Raw genomic sequence first — 19173 nt, 5'->3', positions numbered from 1 at the left:
GGAACAATGTAGAGGTGGTGGCCACTCCCTGTTGGCGGCCATCCGCAGCAATTTCGAGGCGATCCGCCATGCTCCGACAAATCTCCGAAGATGTCCGCGTCAACCTGAAGGACCGGCTGCGGGAAGTCCGCGATGCCATCCGCCAGAGCCGCCATGACGGCAGCGGCGACGCCAGTATTCTGCGCGAAGCAACCAGCCATCTGCCACCGTTTCCGGGCAAGGGCATCGAAGGCCTGCTCAGCCATGCCGCGAGTGCAGTCGACGAAGCGCTGTCGATCGCTGAATCCTTCGTCCCGCACGAGCGCCCGATAAAGGTGGACGGCACAACCGTGAAGGGCCTCGGCACCTATTTCCCGGTCGGCAACGAGGATCGCCAGCTGAGCGCGGAGCGCCTGTTCCGGCGCGATATGTACTACCTGACCAAGGCGGTGCTTGCCGGCCTGAATATCGACAATGCCCGCATCCACGAAGCTGATTTTGCCGCCGTCCATGCCACGATGCGCAAGCGGCATGGCGACCTTTTGGCCGCATTGGCCGCGCCGGGCGCCGGATTGCAGGCGATCGCGGCAATTTGTTCGGCGCTGCTGGTCGAGTGCCTCAACCAGCATCCCGTTCGCTTTGCCGAGGCCGCGCCGGAAACGTCGGCGCGGGCGAGCGGCCAAGCGCTCGACATAAGCTGTCTGGCGCCGCTCGCTTTGGCCTGCGGGCTGGCAACCACCGGCAGGGACGGTTCGCCGGAACCTGATATGCTGGAAATCGCGATCCTGGCAGCCGATATCCGCCGCGACCGTATCGTTCAGGCCTGCGCCAAGGCGAACCCGATCGCCGAACTGACACCCGTTTTCGCCACCTTGCTTGCCCATTTGCCGTAATTATCGAGACTCCGGCTAGCCTTCCGCCGTCATCGCCATGATCGCCTTCTTGGCGCGCTGGATCGAAGCCGGGCTCATCGAGAGCTCGGTCAGCCCCATCCCCACGAAGGTGGCGATAAGGTCGGGACGACCGGCCGCCTCACCGCACATGCCGACCATGATGCCGGCGGCGACGCCGGCTTTGGCCGTCATTTCGATTGCCGACATGACCGCCGGATTGGTGACGTCGTTGAGCTTGGCCACGGTCGGGTTGAGCCGGTCGGCCGCCATGATGTACTGGGTGAGATCATTGGTGCCGATCGAGAAGAAGGCGACTTCCCTGGCCAGCGCCGGGGCGATCAGTACGGCGGCCGGAGTCTCGATCATCACGCCGAGATCGAACGCCGCGTGCGGCACGCCCTCGGCCTTCAGTTCGGCGGCGCATTGATCGACCAGAACCCGCGTCTGCCTGACCTCGCTGATATCGGAGACCATCGGCAACATCACCTTGATGTTGCCGTGCACGGCCGCCCGCAGCAGCGCCCGCAGCTGGCGCTTGAAGATGTCGGGCCGGTCGAGGCACATGCGAATGCCTCGCCAGCCCAAGAAGGGGTTTTCCTCGTCGGGAAATTCGATGCCGACAATCGGCTTGTCGCCGCCAATGTCGAGCGTCCGCACGATGACCGGATATGGCGAGAATGCCTTGGCCAGCGCCGCGTAGGTCTCCGCCTGCATGTCTTCGGAGGGAAGGTGCATGTGGCGCATGAACAGAAGCTCGGTGCGGAACAGGCCGATGCCCATCGCGCCAGCCTCCTGTGCTGCCTCGATTTCCTCCAGCGAGCCGATATTGGCCGCGACTTCGACGATCCTGCCGTCGGCGAGTTTCGGCGTCACCGTCTTGAAGACGGTCAATCCGGCGCGCTCTTTTGCCGCCGCTTCGACGCGGCCGGCGAAATCGGCACGGGTCGCCTCGTCGGGGTCGATGATCACATGGCCATTGTTGCCGTCGAGCGCGACTTCTCGCGCGGTGCGCAAGGCATTGACCTGGTCGCCGAGGCCGAGCACCGCCGGAATGCCGTGCGAGCGGGCGATAATGGCGATGTGAGAGGTCGCGCCGCCATGGCCGCATATCACGCCGCCGATGCGCTTCAGCGGCGCGCGCGCCAGATCCCAGGCACCGATGTCATCGGCAATCAGGATAGCTCCCTGAGGGATGTTCTCGAGGCTGACATCGTCCTGTCCAAGCAGCACCAGGCAGATCTGCCGGCCGACCGCGTGAACGTCATCCGCCCGTGCGTTGAGATAGTGATCGTCGACAGCGCTGAAATCGGCGGCGATGGTGGACGCCGCGGTGATGACAGCCGAAATCGCGTCGTTGCCGCCCCTGATCAGGCTTTCGGCCTCGCCGGTCAGGCTGGCGTCGGCGGCGATGTCACGGAGCGCGGCGACGATGCCGCGGTCTCCAGCCGACAGGCTGTCCTGCGCCAGCGCCTGGTCCATGCGCGTCTGGACTGCGGCGACAGCGGCGCGGAACCTGTCGATCTCACCGGCAATCTCCTCGGCCTGCAACACGCGGCCCTGCCCGGCGATATCAGGCGGGAAATGCGCAAAGGCCGGGCCGATGGCGAAGCCTTCGCTCGCGGCCACACCACGCAAGCCGGTTGCAGCTCGAGGTGACGCCGGTGCGGATTCGGTTGCGGGCTTGACCGCCGGCTTCGGCCCGGTATCGCCGGTCGGCTGGTGTTCCTCATCCTCAAGGCCAGCCCTCGGATTTTCCAGATAGCCGATCAACGCCTCGATGGCCTCGATGGCGTCGGCGCCATTGGCCCGAACGGTGACCTCCTGGTTTTCCTTGACCGCCAGCAGCATCAGCTTGACCGAGCTCTTGGCGCTCACCGCCTTGCCGTCCTTGACCAACTCGACATCGGATTCGAAACCCTTGGCGAGCTTGACGAACCGCGTCGCGGGACGGGCGTGCAAACCTTCATGCACTCTGACGATGGTCGAGCGTTCCATGGCAAATACTCTGCTTTTCTTGGCGCCACCGTCACACGGATGACGGCGCGAATGCCGTCAGGCGGCGATGGTGATGATCGTACCGGACTTCAGGGCGGCCACGAGCGCTTCCGGATCGACCGGCGATGCGCAGATTTCGCCTGGCCTCTCGGCCTCGGCGGCGCCGTTGAACGAGATGACGACATGGCCCATTTCCAACACCTTGCTCCATGCGCTGGCGCCGACCGCCGTTATGGAAGCTGAAACCGGCCCGAGGGTGATCGAAGCGCCCTTGGCGGGCGCTCCGTCACTCGGTCCCTGCTCGGTCTGGTGGAGCACCGAAACCTCGGCAAGCTCCGGCGGCGAGCCATCCGCAAACAGGATGACCACGCCCGCTTCGGCGAGGTCCGCCACTTCGGGGCCGACGGAAGTGACCCGCGTTCTCAGAAGAACCGTCATATGGCGAACCTCATTTTCCAATTGACCTTAGAACACGATCAGGCTGACGACCCAGGCGATCAGCACCGAGACCGGGCCCATGATCTGGCGACTGATCAGCACCGCCGGAACACCGATCTCGATCGTCTTCGGCTTCGCCTCGCCGAGCGCCAGGCCGACGGGGACAAAATCACAGCCGACCTGGGTATTGTAGGCAAACAGCGCCGGCAGCGCCATCGCCGGCGAAATCGTGCCGTTGGCGATCTGCGGGCCGATGATGGCGACGCCGATGACCTGCGCGATGACAGCGCCTGGCCCGAGGATGGGCGACAGGAACGGCAAGCCGCAGATCGCCGAGATGATCAGCAGGCCGACGATGTTGTTGGCCAGCGGCCCCATCGGCTGTGCCAGCACATCGCCGATGCCGGTGTACAGGATCAGACCGATGAGCATGGTCACGAAGGCCATGAACGGCAGCACGTTGCGGATGACCTGATCGATGGTGCGGCGCCCGGCATTGAAGAAGATACCGACGATACGCCCCATGACGCGGCCTATCGAACTGATGAGGCCGATCAGCCCACCCTCGCTTGGCAGCGGCTGTGGTACCGCAGTGGCATTGCTATTGCTCGAACCCATCGCTGCTGCTCCCCCTGCAGTGGTGACCGTTTCGGATCCGTCCGCCATTTTGATGTTGGCCGGCTTTACGCCCGAAACGTAGATGTCTTCGGTGATGAACTGGGCCAGCGGCCCGGATTGACCGACCGGCGTCAGGTTGACGGTCGGAATGCGCTTGCGCGGATAGACGCCGCAGCGTGCGGTGCCGCCGCAGTCGACGACCACGACCGCCATCTCGCTTTCGATCGGCGGCGCCCTGAAGCCGTCGACGGCTTCGGCACCGGTCATGTCGGCGATGAGCTGCGCCACCGGGTGAATGCCGCCGCCAGTCACCGAAACAACCTTGCTTCGTTGTGCGGTCGGCTCGATGACCAGTGGGCCGCCCCAGCCGGTCTTGCCTTGGGAAATCTGTACGGCTTTGTATATCTTGTCCATGATGTCCTCCCCGCCCTTACAGCTCGACGCCCTGGCGGCGCGCCATGATGGAAGTGATGCGTTCGGTCAGCATGCCCTTCAGCAGGATGACGACGAGACCGACGATGGCGTACCAGATCGCCACCTTGACGTGGTAACCGGCGACGACGGCGCCCTTCTTTTCCAGCTCCAGCAGAGCGACGAGAATGCCGCCCCAGACGAAATATTCGCCGGGATTGATATGCGGGAACAGGCCGAGCGGCGGGTGAACATAGGAAACGGCCGCGTCATAGAAGGCCGGCTTGTGCTTTTCTTCCAAGAACGATCCGAACGTGTAGGCCATCGGATTGGTGAGGAAGAACACCGCCAGCAGCGGCAACAGCGTGTAGCGCGTCAGTGCGACCCGACCGGCGCCCCGCGCCAGACCGTGCACGCGCTCTTCGCCGACCAGTTCGGTGACGGCGTAGAAGGCCGTCATCAGCACCACCAGCGTCGGAATGATGCCGGTGACGAAGCCGGCGAACACCTCGCCGCCCTTCTGGAAGATACCGATGAAATACTTGCCGATCGCGGTGAGCCAGCCGAGTTGCTCTTCCTGCTGGACGTCCTTCAGCTTTTCCTTGAACTGATCGACGGTGATCGGTCCACTGTCCGCTTGCGCAAGGACAACGAGGTGATCGGAAGCATGCTCGGCGGCGAGCTTGCCATGCAATGCAGCATCCGAGACCATGGCACCTGCGACATGCAGATTGTGCACCGCCATGTCGGCATGCTGCGCCAACAACGAAAATACAGACATTTCTCCTCCTTATGCCACCCGCCGGTTCATTCCAGTCGGTGCGCGGCGTCCTCTGTCCCTTTGATTTAGAGGTGGATTCAGATTCAGGTCGATCCGACCTGAAAATCATCCGTCCTCTAGGCCCTTGCTATGTTCAAGCCGGACAGACCCGGCTTCTTCCCCGGCTCCGACCGTGTTTTGTCGATCTGTTCGATCGCCCGTTTCACGGCCTCGGCCACACCGGATTCCCCCTCCCCCATGATTGCAGGGTTGGACCGGAGTCGATCGAGGGGAACGCCCTCGAACTCTTCATGTCTTTTGAATTTGGTGAACACGGAACGGCCGCTCATCACCATCAGGCGGCGCACGACCAGATCGGGTGTCACCACGACAAGCGCGATGGTGCCCTTGGCCAATCGACCGCGAAAATTGCCGGCTCCGACGAAGCCATCCTTGTACTGATCGGTGACGCCCCTGAACACATCCGAATAGTGTCGCATCTGCAGCCAGACGCCGAGCGATTGCAGCGCCCACACAATAACCAGCAGAAGCAGTCCCCACTGCCAAATCGCCATTCGGTTCTCCTCCCGAAGCCTCAGTTGACCGCACATTGGACCGGCACGTGACAACAGCAAAGTGAGAACATTTGTTTCCGAGAATGTCAATATGTATGATATTGACCATATCTGCGGTCATCCACAGGAACGCTGACAGATTTCAGCGACGGCGCCATTGTGCTACCCTAACGAGGAAACAGGATACGAGGAATATGGATCTGCCCTTCAGGGACGAACTGGCCTTGATGCCCGACCTTCGGCATCGATTGCGGCAGCTGCGCTGGTTCCGTGCCACGTTCCGCGGCAGCGCCAAGGTGGTCTCGGACACGTTCGGCGTTCGCTTCGAGATCGATGAGGCCAAGCTCACCAGGGCTTTTCTCGACTGGGTCGAGATCATGGAGGCGCAGAAGCGCTTCGCCGCGATCGATCGCGCCGACTTCATCGTCTTTGCCGCCGGCCTGGTGCTGCGCGAGTTGATCAAACAGGCGCCGGCCAGGGAAATCTCCGGCCTTACCCAGCTGATCGAGACGGAAACGAATGCCGGCACGCTGGAAATCGTCCGCTTCTGGCCGGAAGGATTCCTCTATACCAATTACTGCGTCTCGGCGATTTCGGCGATCCACGAGCAAGAATTCGGCACGGCGCCCAGCATCGATAAATGCGCAGACGATCTGCGCACCTGGTGGTCCTATCGCGAGAACGTGACCGAGATGCCGGCCTACGCGGTTGCCTTCCTCGACCGCTTCCTCGGTGCCGAGCCGAACTGGATAACGCCGGATCGCGCACAGTCCCGGCAAGCCATGCAACGGGCGCTCGGGACTTCGCGTGCGAGCGATGCGCTGCGCCAGCTTTGAACTGCCGGCTTGTGGCCCAAAACACCCGCGCTATTGAACATTTGATTTATTGCCGATAGCGATGTGCGGAATTGACTCGATGGAGAAGCGCGTGGCGCGACCAAGGCCTATTATTTTCGATTGCGACGGCGTTCTCGTCGACAGCGAGCCTCTGGCCGCGCGGGCCTATGAGCGCGTCTATGAAAAGCACGGCATGCTCGGCGTCAACACCGGCATCATCGCCCAGTGCATCGGCATGAAGCAGTCCGACATCATCGCCAAGATCAGGGATTTGACCGGCCACCAATTTCCAGCGGCGGCGGATGGCGACATCTGGGCCGAGACCAAGATCCTGTTCTCCGAGGAATTGAACCCGACACCGGGCATCACCGCGTTTCTGCAGACGCTTGCCGGCGACCGTTGCGTTGCCTCGTCATCCTCAGTCGAGCGCATCAACCATAGCCTGGCCGTTACGGGACTGGCGCGGTTTTTCGGCGATGCGATCTACAGCTCCTCGATGGTCAAGAACGGCAAGCCCGCGCCGGACATTTTCCTGTTCGCCGCCGACAAGATGCGCGCCAACCCCGCCGACTGCATCGTCATCGAGGATTCGCCCTTCGGCATTCAGGGTGCGGTCGCCGCCGGCATGAGAGCGATCGGCTATACCGGCGGCGGCCACACTTATACCGAGCACAGCGCGCGGCTGACGGCTGCCGGTGCCGATTTCGTATGTGCCGATTGGCATGAAGTTAGCCGGCAATTGGCTGGGTTTGGGGTGCCGGCCTAGCTCTTAGCGAACAGGCAGTCCAAGGCGGACCCATTGGTCGGCCGGGATCACTGGCCCGACACGGAAATTGAAAGACAAGACCTTCGTCGCATTGGTGTCGACCTCGCACCGGAAGCCAAGGTGATACCAGGTGGTTGTCGTGCGGAAAGCGACATCCGGGGCGTCAAGGATATTGCCGGCCTTCAGCGGAACACTTGGGATCAACTCGGGAAAGTATGAAGCGTCCAGCAACTGCTGCTGCAGCGCACTGGCGCAAAGTTTGGCAGCCCGCTTGCCGCGAGGCACTCCGGCCATCGAGCTAGTGGCCGACCCATCGCCGGTCGCGCTTTGTGAATAGAGTCTGCGAACACCCGGAAGCCCTGAATAGCGCCGCGATGCAGCGGCGACGTCTGCGGAACTTGGCCTGCTGGCGCTCTCGCTTGCGGACTTCGGGACCTTTGGCAGCTCGGGCTTCGGCGCATTTGTGGGTCTGGGATTCGGCGCTTCGACTGATGTCGGAAGCTCGATCTCACCGTCATCGGCGGCAGCAGCCAACGGTGTCGGTGACGCGGCTGCTTGCTTGCCGTTGTCGTCCGCTTCCGGTTCCTGTTTGTCCGCCTGCTGCTTATCTACGTCTTTGGCCGAAGCTGGTTGCTTCTCCTGGGTGGGCTCGATCTCTTTCGCTGCCGGTTCCGCTGGGTCTGCCGAGGCGGTAACTTTGTCGTCTGTCTGCTTCGGCACGGCAGCCGGCTTCGGCTGTTCATCCTTGGCCGGCGAGGGCGAGTTGTCTTGAGCGCTGGCCCCATCCAGAGATTTCCTGGGGCCGCTATCCCTGTCGCCGAACTGAAAAACAGGCTTCAGAACCTCGATCGGCGAGGGCTTCGGCGGCTGTTTTTCCGCCGGAGTTGACTTTTCAATCTTCTGCTCGAGTGGTTTTTCAGCCTTCGGCTCCGGCAGCTTTTCGGCTTTGGGCTCCTTTGGCTGCGGTTTCGGCTTTGGCTGATCAGGAGGGGGCACGAGCGCGACATTGACCGCTTGCTCCTGCTGCGGCTGTTCTGGAGCCTTGGGCACGTTGTAGACCAGGAGCGCTGCGATGAGTGCATGCAGGATCATCGATGCGGGCAAACCCCACAGCAGATGCCGCCGTTCTCCTGTCTTGCCGTTCATCCTCATCGATGTGGAATGAAATCGCGGCAGGTTCAAGCATGGGCACAGGATTGGCGCAACTTAACCGCTGACAGGTTGGTGATCTGGATGACAACGCACAGGGGGTCGAGCCACCCCGGCGTTGGCGCGATTCCGACTCGGCTGGCTCTTCCGCCGGCTCGGTATCCCGTCCAGAAGCCGTTCGTCCAGGCGCGTTTCGCCAAACCAATTCAACCGATTGATGCTGACGAAGCCGGCATCGATCGCCGCGTTTTCGTCGCCCGGCTGGCTGGCATCGTCGCGGCCGATGCGCGGCTGGCGGATTTCCGCCGGCAGCGCGGTCGGCAGTTTGATGCTGAACCAATGGCCCTCCGTCGCCCAGTCGGCACGCGACTGCCACGGTGAGGCGATCAGCGTGCCCAGCCACCGGCATCGGTGAAGTCAGGTTCTTCACGCGAGAGACAACAAGGCGTTCTGTTTGTGAGCCGGCTTCGCAAGCCTACACCATCCCGCCAAGCGTTAGACAAGCATGCCCATCGGGTTCTCGATCAATCGCTTGAACGCGACCAGCAATTCGGCACCCAGCGCACCGTCGACGGCACGATGGTCGGTCGATAGCGTCACCGACATCACGGTGGCGATTTTGATCTCGCCGTTCTTGACCACTGCCCGCTCCTCGCCGGCGCCCACCGCCAGGATCGTTGCGTGCGGCGGGTTGATGACGGCGGCAAAGTCCTTGATGCCGAACATGCCGAGATTGGACACCGCCGTGGTGCCGCCCTGGTACTCTTCCGGCTTCAGCTTGCGGCTGCGGGCGCGGCTGGCCAGATCCTTCATCTCGTTGGAAATGGTGGACAGCGTCTTTTCGTCCGCCTTGCGGATGATCGGCGTGATCAGCCCACCGGGGATCGACACGGCAACGCCGACATCGGCATGCTTGTGCTTGACCATGGCGATTTCCGTCCACGAGGCATTGGCATCCGGCACCGCCTTCAGCGCCATCGCCATCGCCTTGATGACCATGTCGTTGACCGACAGCTTGTAGGCAGGAGCGTCACCCTTGTCGGTCTTCTTCACCGGCGCTGCCGCATTGATCTGCGTACGCAGAGCCAGCAGTGCATCGAGTTCGCAGTCGAGCGTCAGGTAGAAATGCGGGATGGTGGTCTTGGCCTCGACCAGACGCCGGGCGATGGTCTTGCGCATGTTGTCATGCGGGACGAGTTCGTAGGAGCCCTGCTCGAACAGGCGCAGAACGTCCCCCTTGAGGGGAGGGTGGCCGGCCGCAGGCCGGTCGGGTGGGGTCGGCTCGACTGGGCTCGGCGCAAAGGAGGTGCCTTCTGAGGCGACCCCCTCCGTCCGCTTCGCGGACACCTCCCCCTCGAGGGGGGAGGAAAGTGCTGCGTCGATATCTGCCTTGACGACGCGACCGTATGGGCCTGTGCCGGATATGCCGGAGAGGTTCAGGCCTGCCTCGCGAGCCAAGCGCCGTGCCAAAGGTGTCGCGCGGGTTCCCCCCTCCCCCTTGAGGGGAGGGTGGCCGGCCAAAGGCCGGTCGGGTGGGGTCATCTCGGCAGTGCTCGGCGCCGAGACGGTGCCTCCTGAGGCAACCCCCTCTGTCGACTTCGTCGACATCTCCCCCTCAAGGGGGGAGATTGGCGCATAGCTTTCATCTTCGGCATAGATCCAGGCAACAGCCGCGCCGACCGCAATATCGACACCCTCCTTGCCGGTGACATCGCGCAGGACGCCGCTCGCCGGCGCGTCGATCTCCATCGCCGCCTTGTCGGTTTCGATCTCGAACAGCACATCGCCCTTCTTGACGCGCGCGCCTTCCTCGGCGAACCAGCGCGAGATCTGTCCGGTCGCCATGTCCATGTCGACCTTGGGAAGAATGACTTCGGTCGGCATCGACTAGCGAACCCCCTTCACGAGGTCGCGCGCGGCGGTGATGATGTCGGGAACCTGCGGCACTGTGGCCTTTTCCAACTCCGGATTGTAGGGGATCGGCGTCTCGGCGCCGCCCAGCCGCACGATCGGCGCGTCGAGGTAGTCGAACGCCTCGCTTTCGGCGATCATGGCGCTGACCTCGGCGCCGATGCCCAGCGTCTTGACCGCTTCGTAGACGCACATCAGCCGCGACGTCTTCTTGACGCTGTCGATGACGGTCTGCTTGTCCATCGGCCGGATGGTTCGCAGATCGACAACCTCGACGTCGACGCCTTCGCTCTCCAGCGCTGCAGCGGCGTCGAGCGCCTTCTGCACCATGATAGAGGTGGCGACGATGGTGAGATCCCGGCCCTCGCGGCGGATATCGGCCTTGCCGATCGGCACGGTGTAATATCCTTCAGGCACCGGGCTCTTCACCTTGTAGAGCAGCTTGTGCTCGAAGATCATCACCGGATCGGGATCGGCGACAGCCGCCAGCAGCATGCCTTTAGCGTCATAGGGCGTTGCCGGCTGGATGACTTTCAGGCCCGGCACATGGCCGAGCCAGGCTTCGAGGCTCTGGCTGTGCTGGGCCGCCGCGCCGGTGCCGGAGCCGGCGGGAAAGCGCATCACCACCGGCACCGAGACCTCGCCGCCCAGCATGAAGCGCATCTTGGCCGCCTGGTTGACGATCTGCTCCATGGCCAGGGTGGCGAAATCGGAAAACTGGAATTCGAAGATCGGCCGCATGCCGGTGAGGGCAGCACCCACCGCGACGCCAGCGCCACCCAATTCGGAAATCGGCGTGTCGATCACCCGTGAAGTGCCGTAACGCTCGACCAGGTCGCCAGTAACCTGGAAAGCGCCGCCATAGACGCCGATATCCTCGCCCATCAGGAAGACGCGTTCGTCCATGTCCATGGCGATCGCCATGGCCTCCTGGATCGCCTGTGCGTAGCTCAGTTCGCGCACCATCGCGTCCATCACTCCTGCTCCGTGTAAACATAATTTCCGGTGTCGCGAACATCCGGCGACGGGCTGGCCTTGGCGAACTCGATGCCGTCGGCGATCTCCTGCGCCACCGCTCCACGGATGGCCTCGATACTCTTGTTGTCGATGAAGCCGAATTCCCTGAGCTCGCTCTCGAACAGCGTGATCGGATCGCGGTTCGACATCCAGTCCTCGATCTCCTCCTTGGTGCGATAGCGATTGCGGTCGCTCTTGGAATGGCCGCGATGGCGATAGGTCTTGGATTCGATCAGCGTCGGCCCCTCGCCCGCGCGGGCTCGGGCGACGGCCTGATGAGACGCCTCGGCGACCTCGGAGAAAATGTTGCCATCGACGATGACGCCCGGCATCGAATAGGCGGCGGCGCGCTCGGCGATGTTCTTGACCGCGGTCGAGCGGGCCGTCGATGTCGACATGCCGTAGCCATTGTTCTCGCAGACGAAGATCACCGGCAGCTTCCAGATCGCAGCCATGTTGAGCGCCTCGTGGAAGGCGCCTTCATTGTTGGCACCGTCGCCGAAGAAGGAGACCACGACCTTGCCGGTCTTCATCATCTTGGAGGAAAGCCCGGCGCCGACGGCGATCGGAATGCCGCCGCCGACGATGCCGTTGGCGCCGAGATTACCCTTGGCGACGTCGGCAATGTGCATCGAGCCACCGCGTCCCTTGCAGTAGCCTGATGTCTTGCCGAAGAACTCGGCGAACATGCGCTTGACCTCGGCGCCCTTGGCGATGCAATGGCCGTGGCCGCGATGTGTCGAGGTGATCTGATCATCCTCGGCGAGCGGCATGCAGATGCCCATGGCGCTGGCTTCCTGGCCGATCGACAGATGCATGGTGCCGTGGATGAGGCCGCGCGTGTAGCACTCCTCCGCCCCCTCTTCGAAGCGGCGGATGAGGTACATCTTGTGGAGCACCTGCCTGAGTTGCTCGGCGCTGTACTGGCGATAGACGAAAGGCAGGTTGGCGCGACTGTCGGCGACGGCTTTGCTGGCTCCGGCCATGATCACGCCTCCACGGACCCGTAGACGAGCTTGTCCTGGCGGGCGCGCAGTTCGGCGATCTTGGAGCCCGCTGCGGGAGCGGCATTGGCATAGGTGATGAGCTCGCCCTTCTTGATCGACGCGGTGACCGAGCCGCCCTGCAGCAGGCCGCAGGGAATGGCCTTGGCAGCGCGCGCATCCGGCGTCGTCATGATCCAGGCGCGATAGCAATATTCGCCGATCGCATCGAGTTTCTCCCCGGGCTTCATATCTTTCTTGGCCACCGCGCAGACCTCGGCCACGGGCTTCGCCAGCGGCACCATGTCGGCCTTGCCGTAGAGCACGACGCGGGCGCAGGTCAGCGGCACCTCGAGTGAGGTCAGATGATAGGGACGGTGGAACGTGAAGTACGGGCCTTTGCCCATCTTCAGATCTTCCATGCGCTCGGAGATTCGCGGATGCGACATGTCGGCGACGACGAAGACGCCGGGCGCAACGCCTTTGCCGATCGAATAGTCCACGACACCGACCTTCGACAGCACGCCGCCATCCTTCTGGGGCACCAGGACCTTGGACAATTCGCCAAGCGTGGCAGTCGGGCCATGCATGCCTGGCTTGTCGGGCACCAGCCCCGTGGCATTGGCGATCGCCGCCATCTCGACCATGGTCTTCGAGCCGTCGACGAATTCGACCAGCATGCGCACATTCATGTGCCGGCGCCTGGCCTCCTCCTCATAGTCGGGGGGAATGGCATCGATGTTGAGCGGATTGTTCTTGCCCTTGCCGGCGGCAACGATCGGGTGCCCCATGGCCGAGACGAACTCGATCAGCTCCATACAGGAGGACGGCTCGTCGCCGGCACCCAGCGAATAGGTGACGCCAAGCCGGTCGGCCTCGCTCTTCAGATAGGCGCCGATGGTGACGTCGGCCTCGACATTCATCATCACCAGATGCTTGCCATGCTCCATGGCGCGGAGCCCAATCTCGGCGCCAACGGCGGGAACCCCGGTAGCGTCTATGACGACGTCGATGAGATCATTGTTGATGACAAGGCTGGCATCGCTGGTGACCGCCACCTTGCCGGCCTCCATCGCCGCCGTCATCGCCGAAGCGTTCGACACTTCGCGCGCGTGCCCGGGTTCCTGGAAGGCGATATCCACCGCCTTGGTGGCGGCGGGCAGGTTCAGTTCGGAAATGGCGCCGATCTCGATGCCCGACATATGGGCGACGCGGGTGACGATGTCGGTTCCCATCTCGCCGGAGCCGATCAAGCCGATCCGGATAGGCTTGCCGGACTTGGCGCGTTCCTCGAGATCGCGGGCAAGACCCGTCAGCGAAACATTGGAAGCCATACCGCTTTCCTCCCATAATGCAGGCTCGTTCAATTGCCTGACGGGTATTGAACATATGTATTTGTGTCAAGACTAATGTCCAAAATTGCCGGCTTTTAGGTCACTTCCCGGCAATCCCCGCGGGACCGAAAAAGAGGCAGGGAATGGGCGGTTCAGCGGTCCACCGAAGCGAGATGCCGTCCACGACAGGCTGGACACGTTGCACCATCTGATCGCCGATGATGGCGGTGTCGAGCACCTGACACCGCGATCGTCCTGCGCCGAGACATCGAGCGCGCCGCGAAGTGAGCGCGCTCGGCGCGCCTATCCGGCAATCTCCAGCAAGGACGATACCAGCAAGTCTCGCTCGCCTTTCGACAGGACATCCGAATCGAAAAGGTTCATGCTGCGCAATCCCTCGATGGCGAGATAGCAGACCAGCAGCGATTTGAGGTCGGGCGTCTCGCCCTTCAGCCGTTCGAAAAGCTGCCGCTTGAATGTCTTTATCGGCGTCATGAAATCGGGATCCTCGGCGATAGCCGAGAAGATCCAGGACGCGGACGGCTGTTTTTCCTCGTAATCATTGGCCGACAGCCTGATGTAGACGGCCAGCGGATTTTCGTCCTTGTCATTCGTGCGGGCGGTTTCCAGCGCCTGCTCGAACTCGCGCAGATAACCTTCGACCAGCCCCTGCATCAATTTGGCCTTGGTCGGAAAATTGTAGAGCAGCCCGCCCTTCGATACGCCGGCGCGACTGGCGACCGCTTCCAGCGACAGACTGCCTGGCCCGGACTCCCGTGCGACATCGGCCGCCGCAGCGAGAATTTTCTCGCGCGAGTTCTTTCTTCGGGCTCTCATGGCGCCTCCCATCGCAAGCTTAGGCCCAATTGACAAGACCGTCCAGACGGTACAGTAAGACCGCCGTTATTTGAAATCGGGACCCGCAGTCGATATGTGTCCCGATGTCCGCGCTTCGCGCCGGATTTCGACTAAGGGGACCTCCTTGCTCAAGCGCATGCGCATACTCCGTATCTTTATCATCATCCTGGTCCTGGTCGTGCTCGTCGTCGTGGTCGGCGGCATCGTCGGCTTCAACTTCCTGCGCGACAACGGCATCAAGCAGTATTTCGCTTCGATGAAGCCGCCTGCGGCAACCGTTTCGACGACCATCGCCAAGCCGTCGACCTGGACGCCGGGCATCGAGGCGATCGGTACGGTCAAGGCGGTGCGGGGCGTCGACCTGACGGTTGAGACCACCGGCATCGTCAAAAGCATCCTTTTCCACGCCAACCAGAAAGTGGCCGACAATGCCGTTCTGCTGCAGCTCGACGACGCCGTCGAGCGCGCCGATCTCGACGCACAGAAGGCGCAGGCCGCGCTCGATCAGACATCGCTGGCCCGCGCCATCGAACTGACCAAGCGTGGCGTCGGCTCCGATTCGACGCTGGACACGGCGCGTGCGGCGGCCTCGGCCTCTGCGTCCCAGGTTACAAAGCTGCAGGCCGTGCTCGATCAGAAGCAGCTGACGGCGCCTTTCGGCGGCACGGTGGGCATTCCCAAGATCGATATTGGCCAGTATCTGGCGCCCGGCACCGCCGTGGTGACGCTGCAGGATCTCGACACGATGCGGGTCGATTTCTCGGTTCCCGAACAGCAACTCCCGTTGCTCAAGATCGGCCAGACGGTTCGGTTGGGCTTCGGCGGTGAGGACAGGCCGTTTGCCGGTGCCATTCGCGGCATCGACCCGAAGATCGACTCGTCCAGCCGGCTGGTGAATATCAGGGCGGAAGTCGCCAATCCCGACGGCAAGCTGACCCCTGGCCAGTTTGTGCAGGTGCGTGTCGAGCTGCCCGAAGAACAGAACGTGCTGACGCTGCCGCAGACCGCGCTGACCACAAGCCTCTATGGCGACTACATCTTCGTGGTGCAGCCGGCGAAACCAGCCGAGGCGGCCCCGGCAGCGGCAGCCAAGCCGGAGGAAAAGCCCGCAGCGCCTGCAGCGGATAAATCGACGGAGGCCAAACCTGCAGACACCAAGCCAGCCGACGCCACGAAGCCGGCGGACAAGGCTGCCGATTCGGCCAAGCCAGCTACCGACGGCGAAAAGCCTGCGCTGGTATTGTCGCAGGTGTTCGTCAAGCCGGGTCGCAGCAATGCCGGCATGGTCGAGATCGTCGAGGGGTTGAAGGCTGGCGACGAGGTCGTCACCGCCGGTCAGAACCGCCTCTTCAACGGCATGTCCGTCGTTGTGGACAACACTGTCGACCCGACCAAATCGGCGAACAAGCAGGCCGACCAGCAATGAGCGTTTCCGATCTCTTCATTCGCCGTCCTGTCCTTTCGACGGTCCTTGCCTGCATGATCCTGCTCTTGGGTTTCCAAGGCATCTTCAACCTGTCGATCCGGCAGTATCCGAAGGTCGACGAGACCGCGATCACTATTACCACCGCCTATCCAGGCGCCAGCGCCGATCTGATCCAGGGCTTCATTTCCGCCCCGATCGCCCGCGCCGTCGCCTCGACCGAGAACATCGACTACGTCACCTCGTCCAGCCGCCCGTCCTCCAGCACCGTGACGGTGCAGATGAAGCTCGGCTCCAACCCTGACGTTGCGCTGACCGAGGTGCTGTCCAAGGTCCAGGGCGTGCGCGGTACCTTGCCGGACGCCTCCAAGGACCCTGTCATCGTCAAGGGCACCGGCCAGCAGTTCGCGATGATGTACATCTCGATGCAGAATCCGAACATGACGAAAGAGCAGCTGACGGAGTACATCGAGCGCGTCATCAGGCCACGCATGTCGACGGTCGAAGGCGTCGCCGACGTGCAGATCTTCGGCGCCCAGGAATACTCGATGCGCGTCTGGATCGATCCGATCAAGCTCGCCGCGCGCGGCGTGACGGCCTCCGAACTGCTGACGGCGATCAACAATTCCAACTTCCTGTCGGCCCCCGGCAATACCGAGAACGAATACGTCGTCTCATCGATCACCGTACGCTCGACATTGCAGACGCCGGAGGCGTTCGCCGAGCTGCCGCTGCGTTCGACCGACGGCAATGTGGTGCGGTTGCGCGACGTCGCGCGCGTCGAGCTCGGCGCCGAGAACACCGACACCAGGGTCAGCTTTAACGGCAAGCCCGGCACCTTCCTCGCCATCTTTCCGACGCCGGCAGCCAATCCGCTGACCACGGCGGCGGCGCTCACCAAGCTGGTGCCGGAGATTCAGGAGACTCTGCCGAAGGGCATGACGATCGAGGTCGTCTACGACGCGACCGAACAGATCAGCGCCTCGATCGAAGAGGTGTTCAAGACCATCGTCGAGGCGGTTGCCATCGTCGTCGTCGTCATCCTTTTGTTCCTTGGCTCCTTCCGTTCGGTGATGATGCCGATCGTCACCATCCCGCTGTCGTTGATTGGCGTCTGTTTCCTTTTGTTTGCCGTCGGCTATTCGATCAATCTTCTGTCGCTGCTGGCCATGGTGCTGGCGATCGGCCTTGTCGTCGACGACGCCATCGTGGTGGTGGAGAACATCCATCGTCACATGGAAGAAGACAACATGCCACCGATGCAGGCTGCGTTCAGCGGTATGCGCGAAATAGCATCAGCCATCGTTGCCATGACCATGACGCTGGCAGCCGTGTTCGCGCCGCTGGCCTTCACCGGCGGCCTGACCGGCGCTCTGTTCCGTGAATTCGCGGTCACGCTCGCCGGCTCGGTGGTGCTGTCGGGCGTCATCGCCATCACCATCACCCCGATGATGTCGGCACGCCTCCTGAAATCCGGCACGCCGGGCCGTTTCCAGCGCATTGTCGACGGCGCCTTCGCACGCGTCGAGCATGTCTATGAACGGGCCGTCACCGGTTCGCTCAACTATCGCCCCTTGACGCTGATCATCGTGCTTGCGCTTGTCGGCGTGACCGGTTTCATGTTCACCAAGACCTCAACCGAGCTGGCGCCGGAAGAAGATCAGGGCTTTCTGCTCTCGATCGTGACAGGGCCACGTTATGCGACGTCCGATTATACCGAGACATACGTCAATCAGATCCTCGGTCTGGTGAAGGATATTCCCGAGACACGGGCGCAGTTCTCGGCCGTTGCCTTCGGCGGCACGACAAACAGCGCCTTTGTCGGCTATGCCTTCAAGGACTGGGCGGAACGCAAGCGCAACTCCAAGGAACTGCAGGCCGACATTACGGCCCGTATCGCCAAAGTCGCCGGCGTCGAGGCCTTCGTCTTCGCGCCGCCGACGCTGCCGGGCTCCGGCGGCGGCCTGCCGATTTCCATGGTGGTACGATCGACCGGCGGTTCCCCGGAAGTGTACGAGGTGGCCGAGCAGATCAAGAAAAAGGCGCAAGCCTCCGGCCGCTTCATCGTCGTGCAGAATTCCATGGCCTATGACGCACCGGAGGTGACGGTGACCATCGACCGTGACCGCGCCGCGGCGCTGAACCTGCCGATCGCCGATATCGGTCGCACGCTGACACTGCTGGTCGGCGGCGCCGAAGTGGCGCAGTTCGACCGCGACTCCAACAGCTACGACATCATCCCGCAGGTGCCGCAGGAATTTCGCGACAACCCCGACAAGCTCGGCGAATACTTCGTGCGCAGCGTAACGGGCGAGATGGTCCCGCTGTCGGCTGTGGTCAAGATTTCGACCAATGCGGCGCCGGCGGCCGTCGAGCAGTTCAACCAGCTGAATTCGTCGACGATTTCAGCGCTTCCACTGCCCGGCGTCACCACTGGCGACGGGCTGAAGGCGCTGGAGGACATCGCCAGGGAGAGCCTGCCCGATGCCTTCTTCCTCGATTATTCCGGCCAGTCCCGGCAGGAAAAGGAACAGGGCAACACCATCCTGATCGCTTTCGCGGCGGCAGTTCTCGTCATCTATTTGGTTCTGGCGGCGCAGTTTGAAAGCTTCCGCGACCCGCTGATCATCATGATGGCGGTGCCGCTGTCGATCTTCGGCGCGATCGTGCCGCTCAATCTGGGTCTCGGCACGCTCAACATCTATACGCAGGTCGGCCTGATCACGCTGATCGGCCTGATCACAAAGCACGGCATCCTGCTTGTCGAGTTCGCCAACCAGCAGCGCGAAATCCATGGCATGCGGCGGCATGACGCCATCATCGCCTCGGCCAAGGTGCGCCTGCGGCCGATCCTGATGACGACAGCGGCGATGGCGCTTGGCGTTGTGCCGCTGATCACGTCCAGCGGCGCCGGTGCCGCGGCCCGCTACTCGATGGGCCTGGTGATCTTCACCGGCATTCTGGTCGGAACCATGTTCACGCTGTTCGTCGTGCCCATGTTCTACACCTTCATCGCCAGCAAGGACCTGCCTCACCTGGCTGAGAAACCGGATCCCAAGCTGATGCCGGCGCTGCCGAGCTAAGAGCAATACCAGGAAAAGTGTGAAACGGTTTTCCGTCCGGAACTGCGTCAAAAAATGAATTAGAGCGGAATGAATTGAGGCTGAATCGGCGTGGGATTCCCTTAGGCGTGCAAATCTGATTCAACCTTCATGCTGGGCAAGGAG

General features: G+C 62.6%; 17 protein-coding genes. 6 read left to right on the top strand and 11 right to left on the bottom strand.

Annotation, left to right across the window (positions count from 1 at the left end; genetic code table 11):
- The first annotated feature begins 68 nt into the window (after positions 1 to 68).
- On the top strand, positions 69 to 872 hold the full coding sequence (locus tag NKI20_RS29440; protein WP_352837111.1) for a hypothetical protein: 804 nt from the start codon (positions 69 to 71) through the stop codon (positions 870 to 872).
- Between the two features lie 15 nt (positions 873 to 887).
- Here NKI20_RS29440 and ptsP read toward each other — a convergent pair whose 3' ends face one another.
- The 5 genes from ptsP to NKI20_RS29415 all read right to left on the bottom strand — a co-directional run bounded on the left by ptsP (position 888) and on the right by NKI20_RS29415 (position 5669).
- Positions 888 to 2867, bottom strand: a complete 1980-nt coding sequence (ptsP, locus tag NKI20_RS29435; RefSeq protein WP_352837108.1) for a phosphoenolpyruvate--protein phosphotransferase — start codon at positions 2865 to 2867, stop codon at positions 888 to 890.
- A gap of 57 nt (positions 2868 to 2924) precedes the next feature.
- Positions 2925 to 3305, bottom strand: a complete 381-nt coding sequence (locus NKI20_RS29430) for a PTS glucitol/sorbitol transporter subunit IIA (RefSeq protein ID WP_352604691.1) — start codon at positions 3303 to 3305, stop codon at positions 2925 to 2927.
- Between the two features lie 27 nt (positions 3306 to 3332).
- Positions 3333 to 4337, bottom strand: coding sequence for a PTS glucitol/sorbitol transporter subunit IIB (srlE, locus tag NKI20_RS29425; RefSeq protein WP_023757335.1), 1005 nt, complete (start codon positions 4335 to 4337; stop codon positions 3333 to 3335).
- A 16-nt stretch (positions 4338 to 4353) separates the two neighbouring features.
- A complete protein-coding gene (srlA, locus tag NKI20_RS29420; RefSeq protein WP_023757336.1) occupies positions 4354 to 5115 on the bottom strand; it encodes a PTS glucitol/sorbitol transporter subunit IIC in 762 nt (253 codons plus the stop codon).
- A gap of 116 nt (positions 5116 to 5231) precedes the next feature.
- Positions 5232 to 5669, bottom strand: coding sequence for a transcriptional regulator GutM (locus tag NKI20_RS29415; protein WP_023757337.1), 438 nt, complete (start codon positions 5667 to 5669; stop codon positions 5232 to 5234).
- Between the two features lie 194 nt (positions 5670 to 5863).
- Between NKI20_RS29415 and NKI20_RS29410 the strand changes: the two genes are divergently transcribed.
- Both NKI20_RS29410 and NKI20_RS29405 read left to right on the top strand, forming a co-directional pair.
- Positions 5864 to 6505, top strand: coding sequence for a hypothetical protein (locus NKI20_RS29410; protein ID WP_023757338.1), 642 nt, complete (start codon positions 5864 to 5866; stop codon positions 6503 to 6505).
- 91 nt (positions 6506 to 6596) lie between these two features.
- Positions 6597 to 7271, top strand: a complete 675-nt coding sequence (locus tag NKI20_RS29405) for an HAD family hydrolase (protein WP_352837136.1) — start codon at positions 6597 to 6599, stop codon at positions 7269 to 7271.
- A 3-nt stretch (positions 7272 to 7274) separates the two neighbouring features.
- Here the strand turns inward: NKI20_RS29405 and NKI20_RS29400 are convergent, their stop codons facing one another.
- Positions 7275 to 8417 (bottom strand): DUF930 domain-containing protein, encoded by a 1143-nt coding sequence (locus NKI20_RS29400; RefSeq protein WP_352837101.1) that lies wholly within the window; start codon positions 8415 to 8417, stop codon positions 7275 to 7277.
- A gap of 220 nt (positions 8418 to 8637) precedes the next feature.
- Here NKI20_RS29400 and NKI20_RS29395 point away from each other — a divergent pair, with 220 nt between their 5' ends.
- On the top strand, positions 8638 to 8835 hold the full coding sequence (locus NKI20_RS29395) for a hypothetical protein (protein ID WP_352837098.1): 198 nt from the start codon (positions 8638 to 8640) through the stop codon (positions 8833 to 8835).
- Positions 8836 to 8915: 80 nt separating this feature from the next.
- Here NKI20_RS29395 and NKI20_RS29390 read toward each other — a convergent pair whose 3' ends face one another.
- The 5 genes from NKI20_RS29390 to NKI20_RS29370 all read right to left on the bottom strand — a co-directional run bounded on the left by NKI20_RS29390 (position 8916) and on the right by NKI20_RS29370 (position 14502).
- Entirely contained in the window at positions 8916 to 10304 is a 1389-nt protein-coding gene (locus NKI20_RS29390) for a pyruvate dehydrogenase complex dihydrolipoamide acetyltransferase (RefSeq protein ID WP_352837096.1), read from the bottom strand.
- Between the two features lie 3 nt (positions 10305 to 10307).
- On the bottom strand, positions 10308 to 11306 hold the full coding sequence (locus tag NKI20_RS29385; protein WP_352837093.1) for an alpha-ketoacid dehydrogenase subunit beta: 999 nt from the start codon (positions 11304 to 11306) through the stop codon (positions 10308 to 10310).
- A complete protein-coding gene (locus NKI20_RS29380; protein WP_352837090.1) occupies positions 11306 to 12334 on the bottom strand; it encodes a thiamine pyrophosphate-dependent dehydrogenase E1 component subunit alpha in 1029 nt (342 codons plus the stop codon). The genes NKI20_RS29385 and NKI20_RS29380 overlap by 1 nt, the downstream gene beginning before the upstream one ends.
- Before the next feature lie 2 nt (positions 12335 to 12336).
- Positions 12337 to 13665, bottom strand: coding sequence for an NAD(P)H-dependent oxidoreductase (locus NKI20_RS29375; protein ID WP_352837087.1), 1329 nt, complete (start codon positions 13663 to 13665; stop codon positions 12337 to 12339).
- A gap of 303 nt (positions 13666 to 13968) precedes the next feature.
- Positions 13969 to 14502 carry a TetR/AcrR family transcriptional regulator gene (locus tag NKI20_RS29370; protein ID WP_352727525.1) on the bottom strand — a complete coding sequence of 178 codons (534 nt, stop codon included), beginning with the start codon at positions 14500 to 14502 and terminating at the stop codon, positions 13969 to 13971.
- Positions 14503 to 14659: 157 nt separating this feature from the next.
- On the opposite strand from NKI20_RS29370, the gene NKI20_RS29365 reads away from it, so the two are divergent.
- On the top strand, positions 14660 to 15949 hold the full coding sequence (locus NKI20_RS29365) for an efflux RND transporter periplasmic adaptor subunit (protein ID WP_352837133.1): 1290 nt from the start codon (positions 14660 to 14662) through the stop codon (positions 15947 to 15949).
- Entirely contained in the window at positions 15946 to 19029 is a 3084-nt protein-coding gene (locus tag NKI20_RS29360; RefSeq protein WP_352837084.1) for an efflux RND transporter permease subunit, read from the top strand. Before NKI20_RS29365 ends, NKI20_RS29360 begins: the two co-directional genes overlap by 4 nt.
- Positions 19030 to 19173: the final 144 nt, after the last annotated feature.

The sequence above is a fragment of the Mesorhizobium sp. M0830 genome, assembly GCF_040319965.1.
Taxonomy (GTDB): Bacteria; Pseudomonadota; Alphaproteobacteria; order Rhizobiales; family Rhizobiaceae; genus Mesorhizobium.
This window is presented reverse-complemented; position numbering and strand designations above follow the sequence as displayed.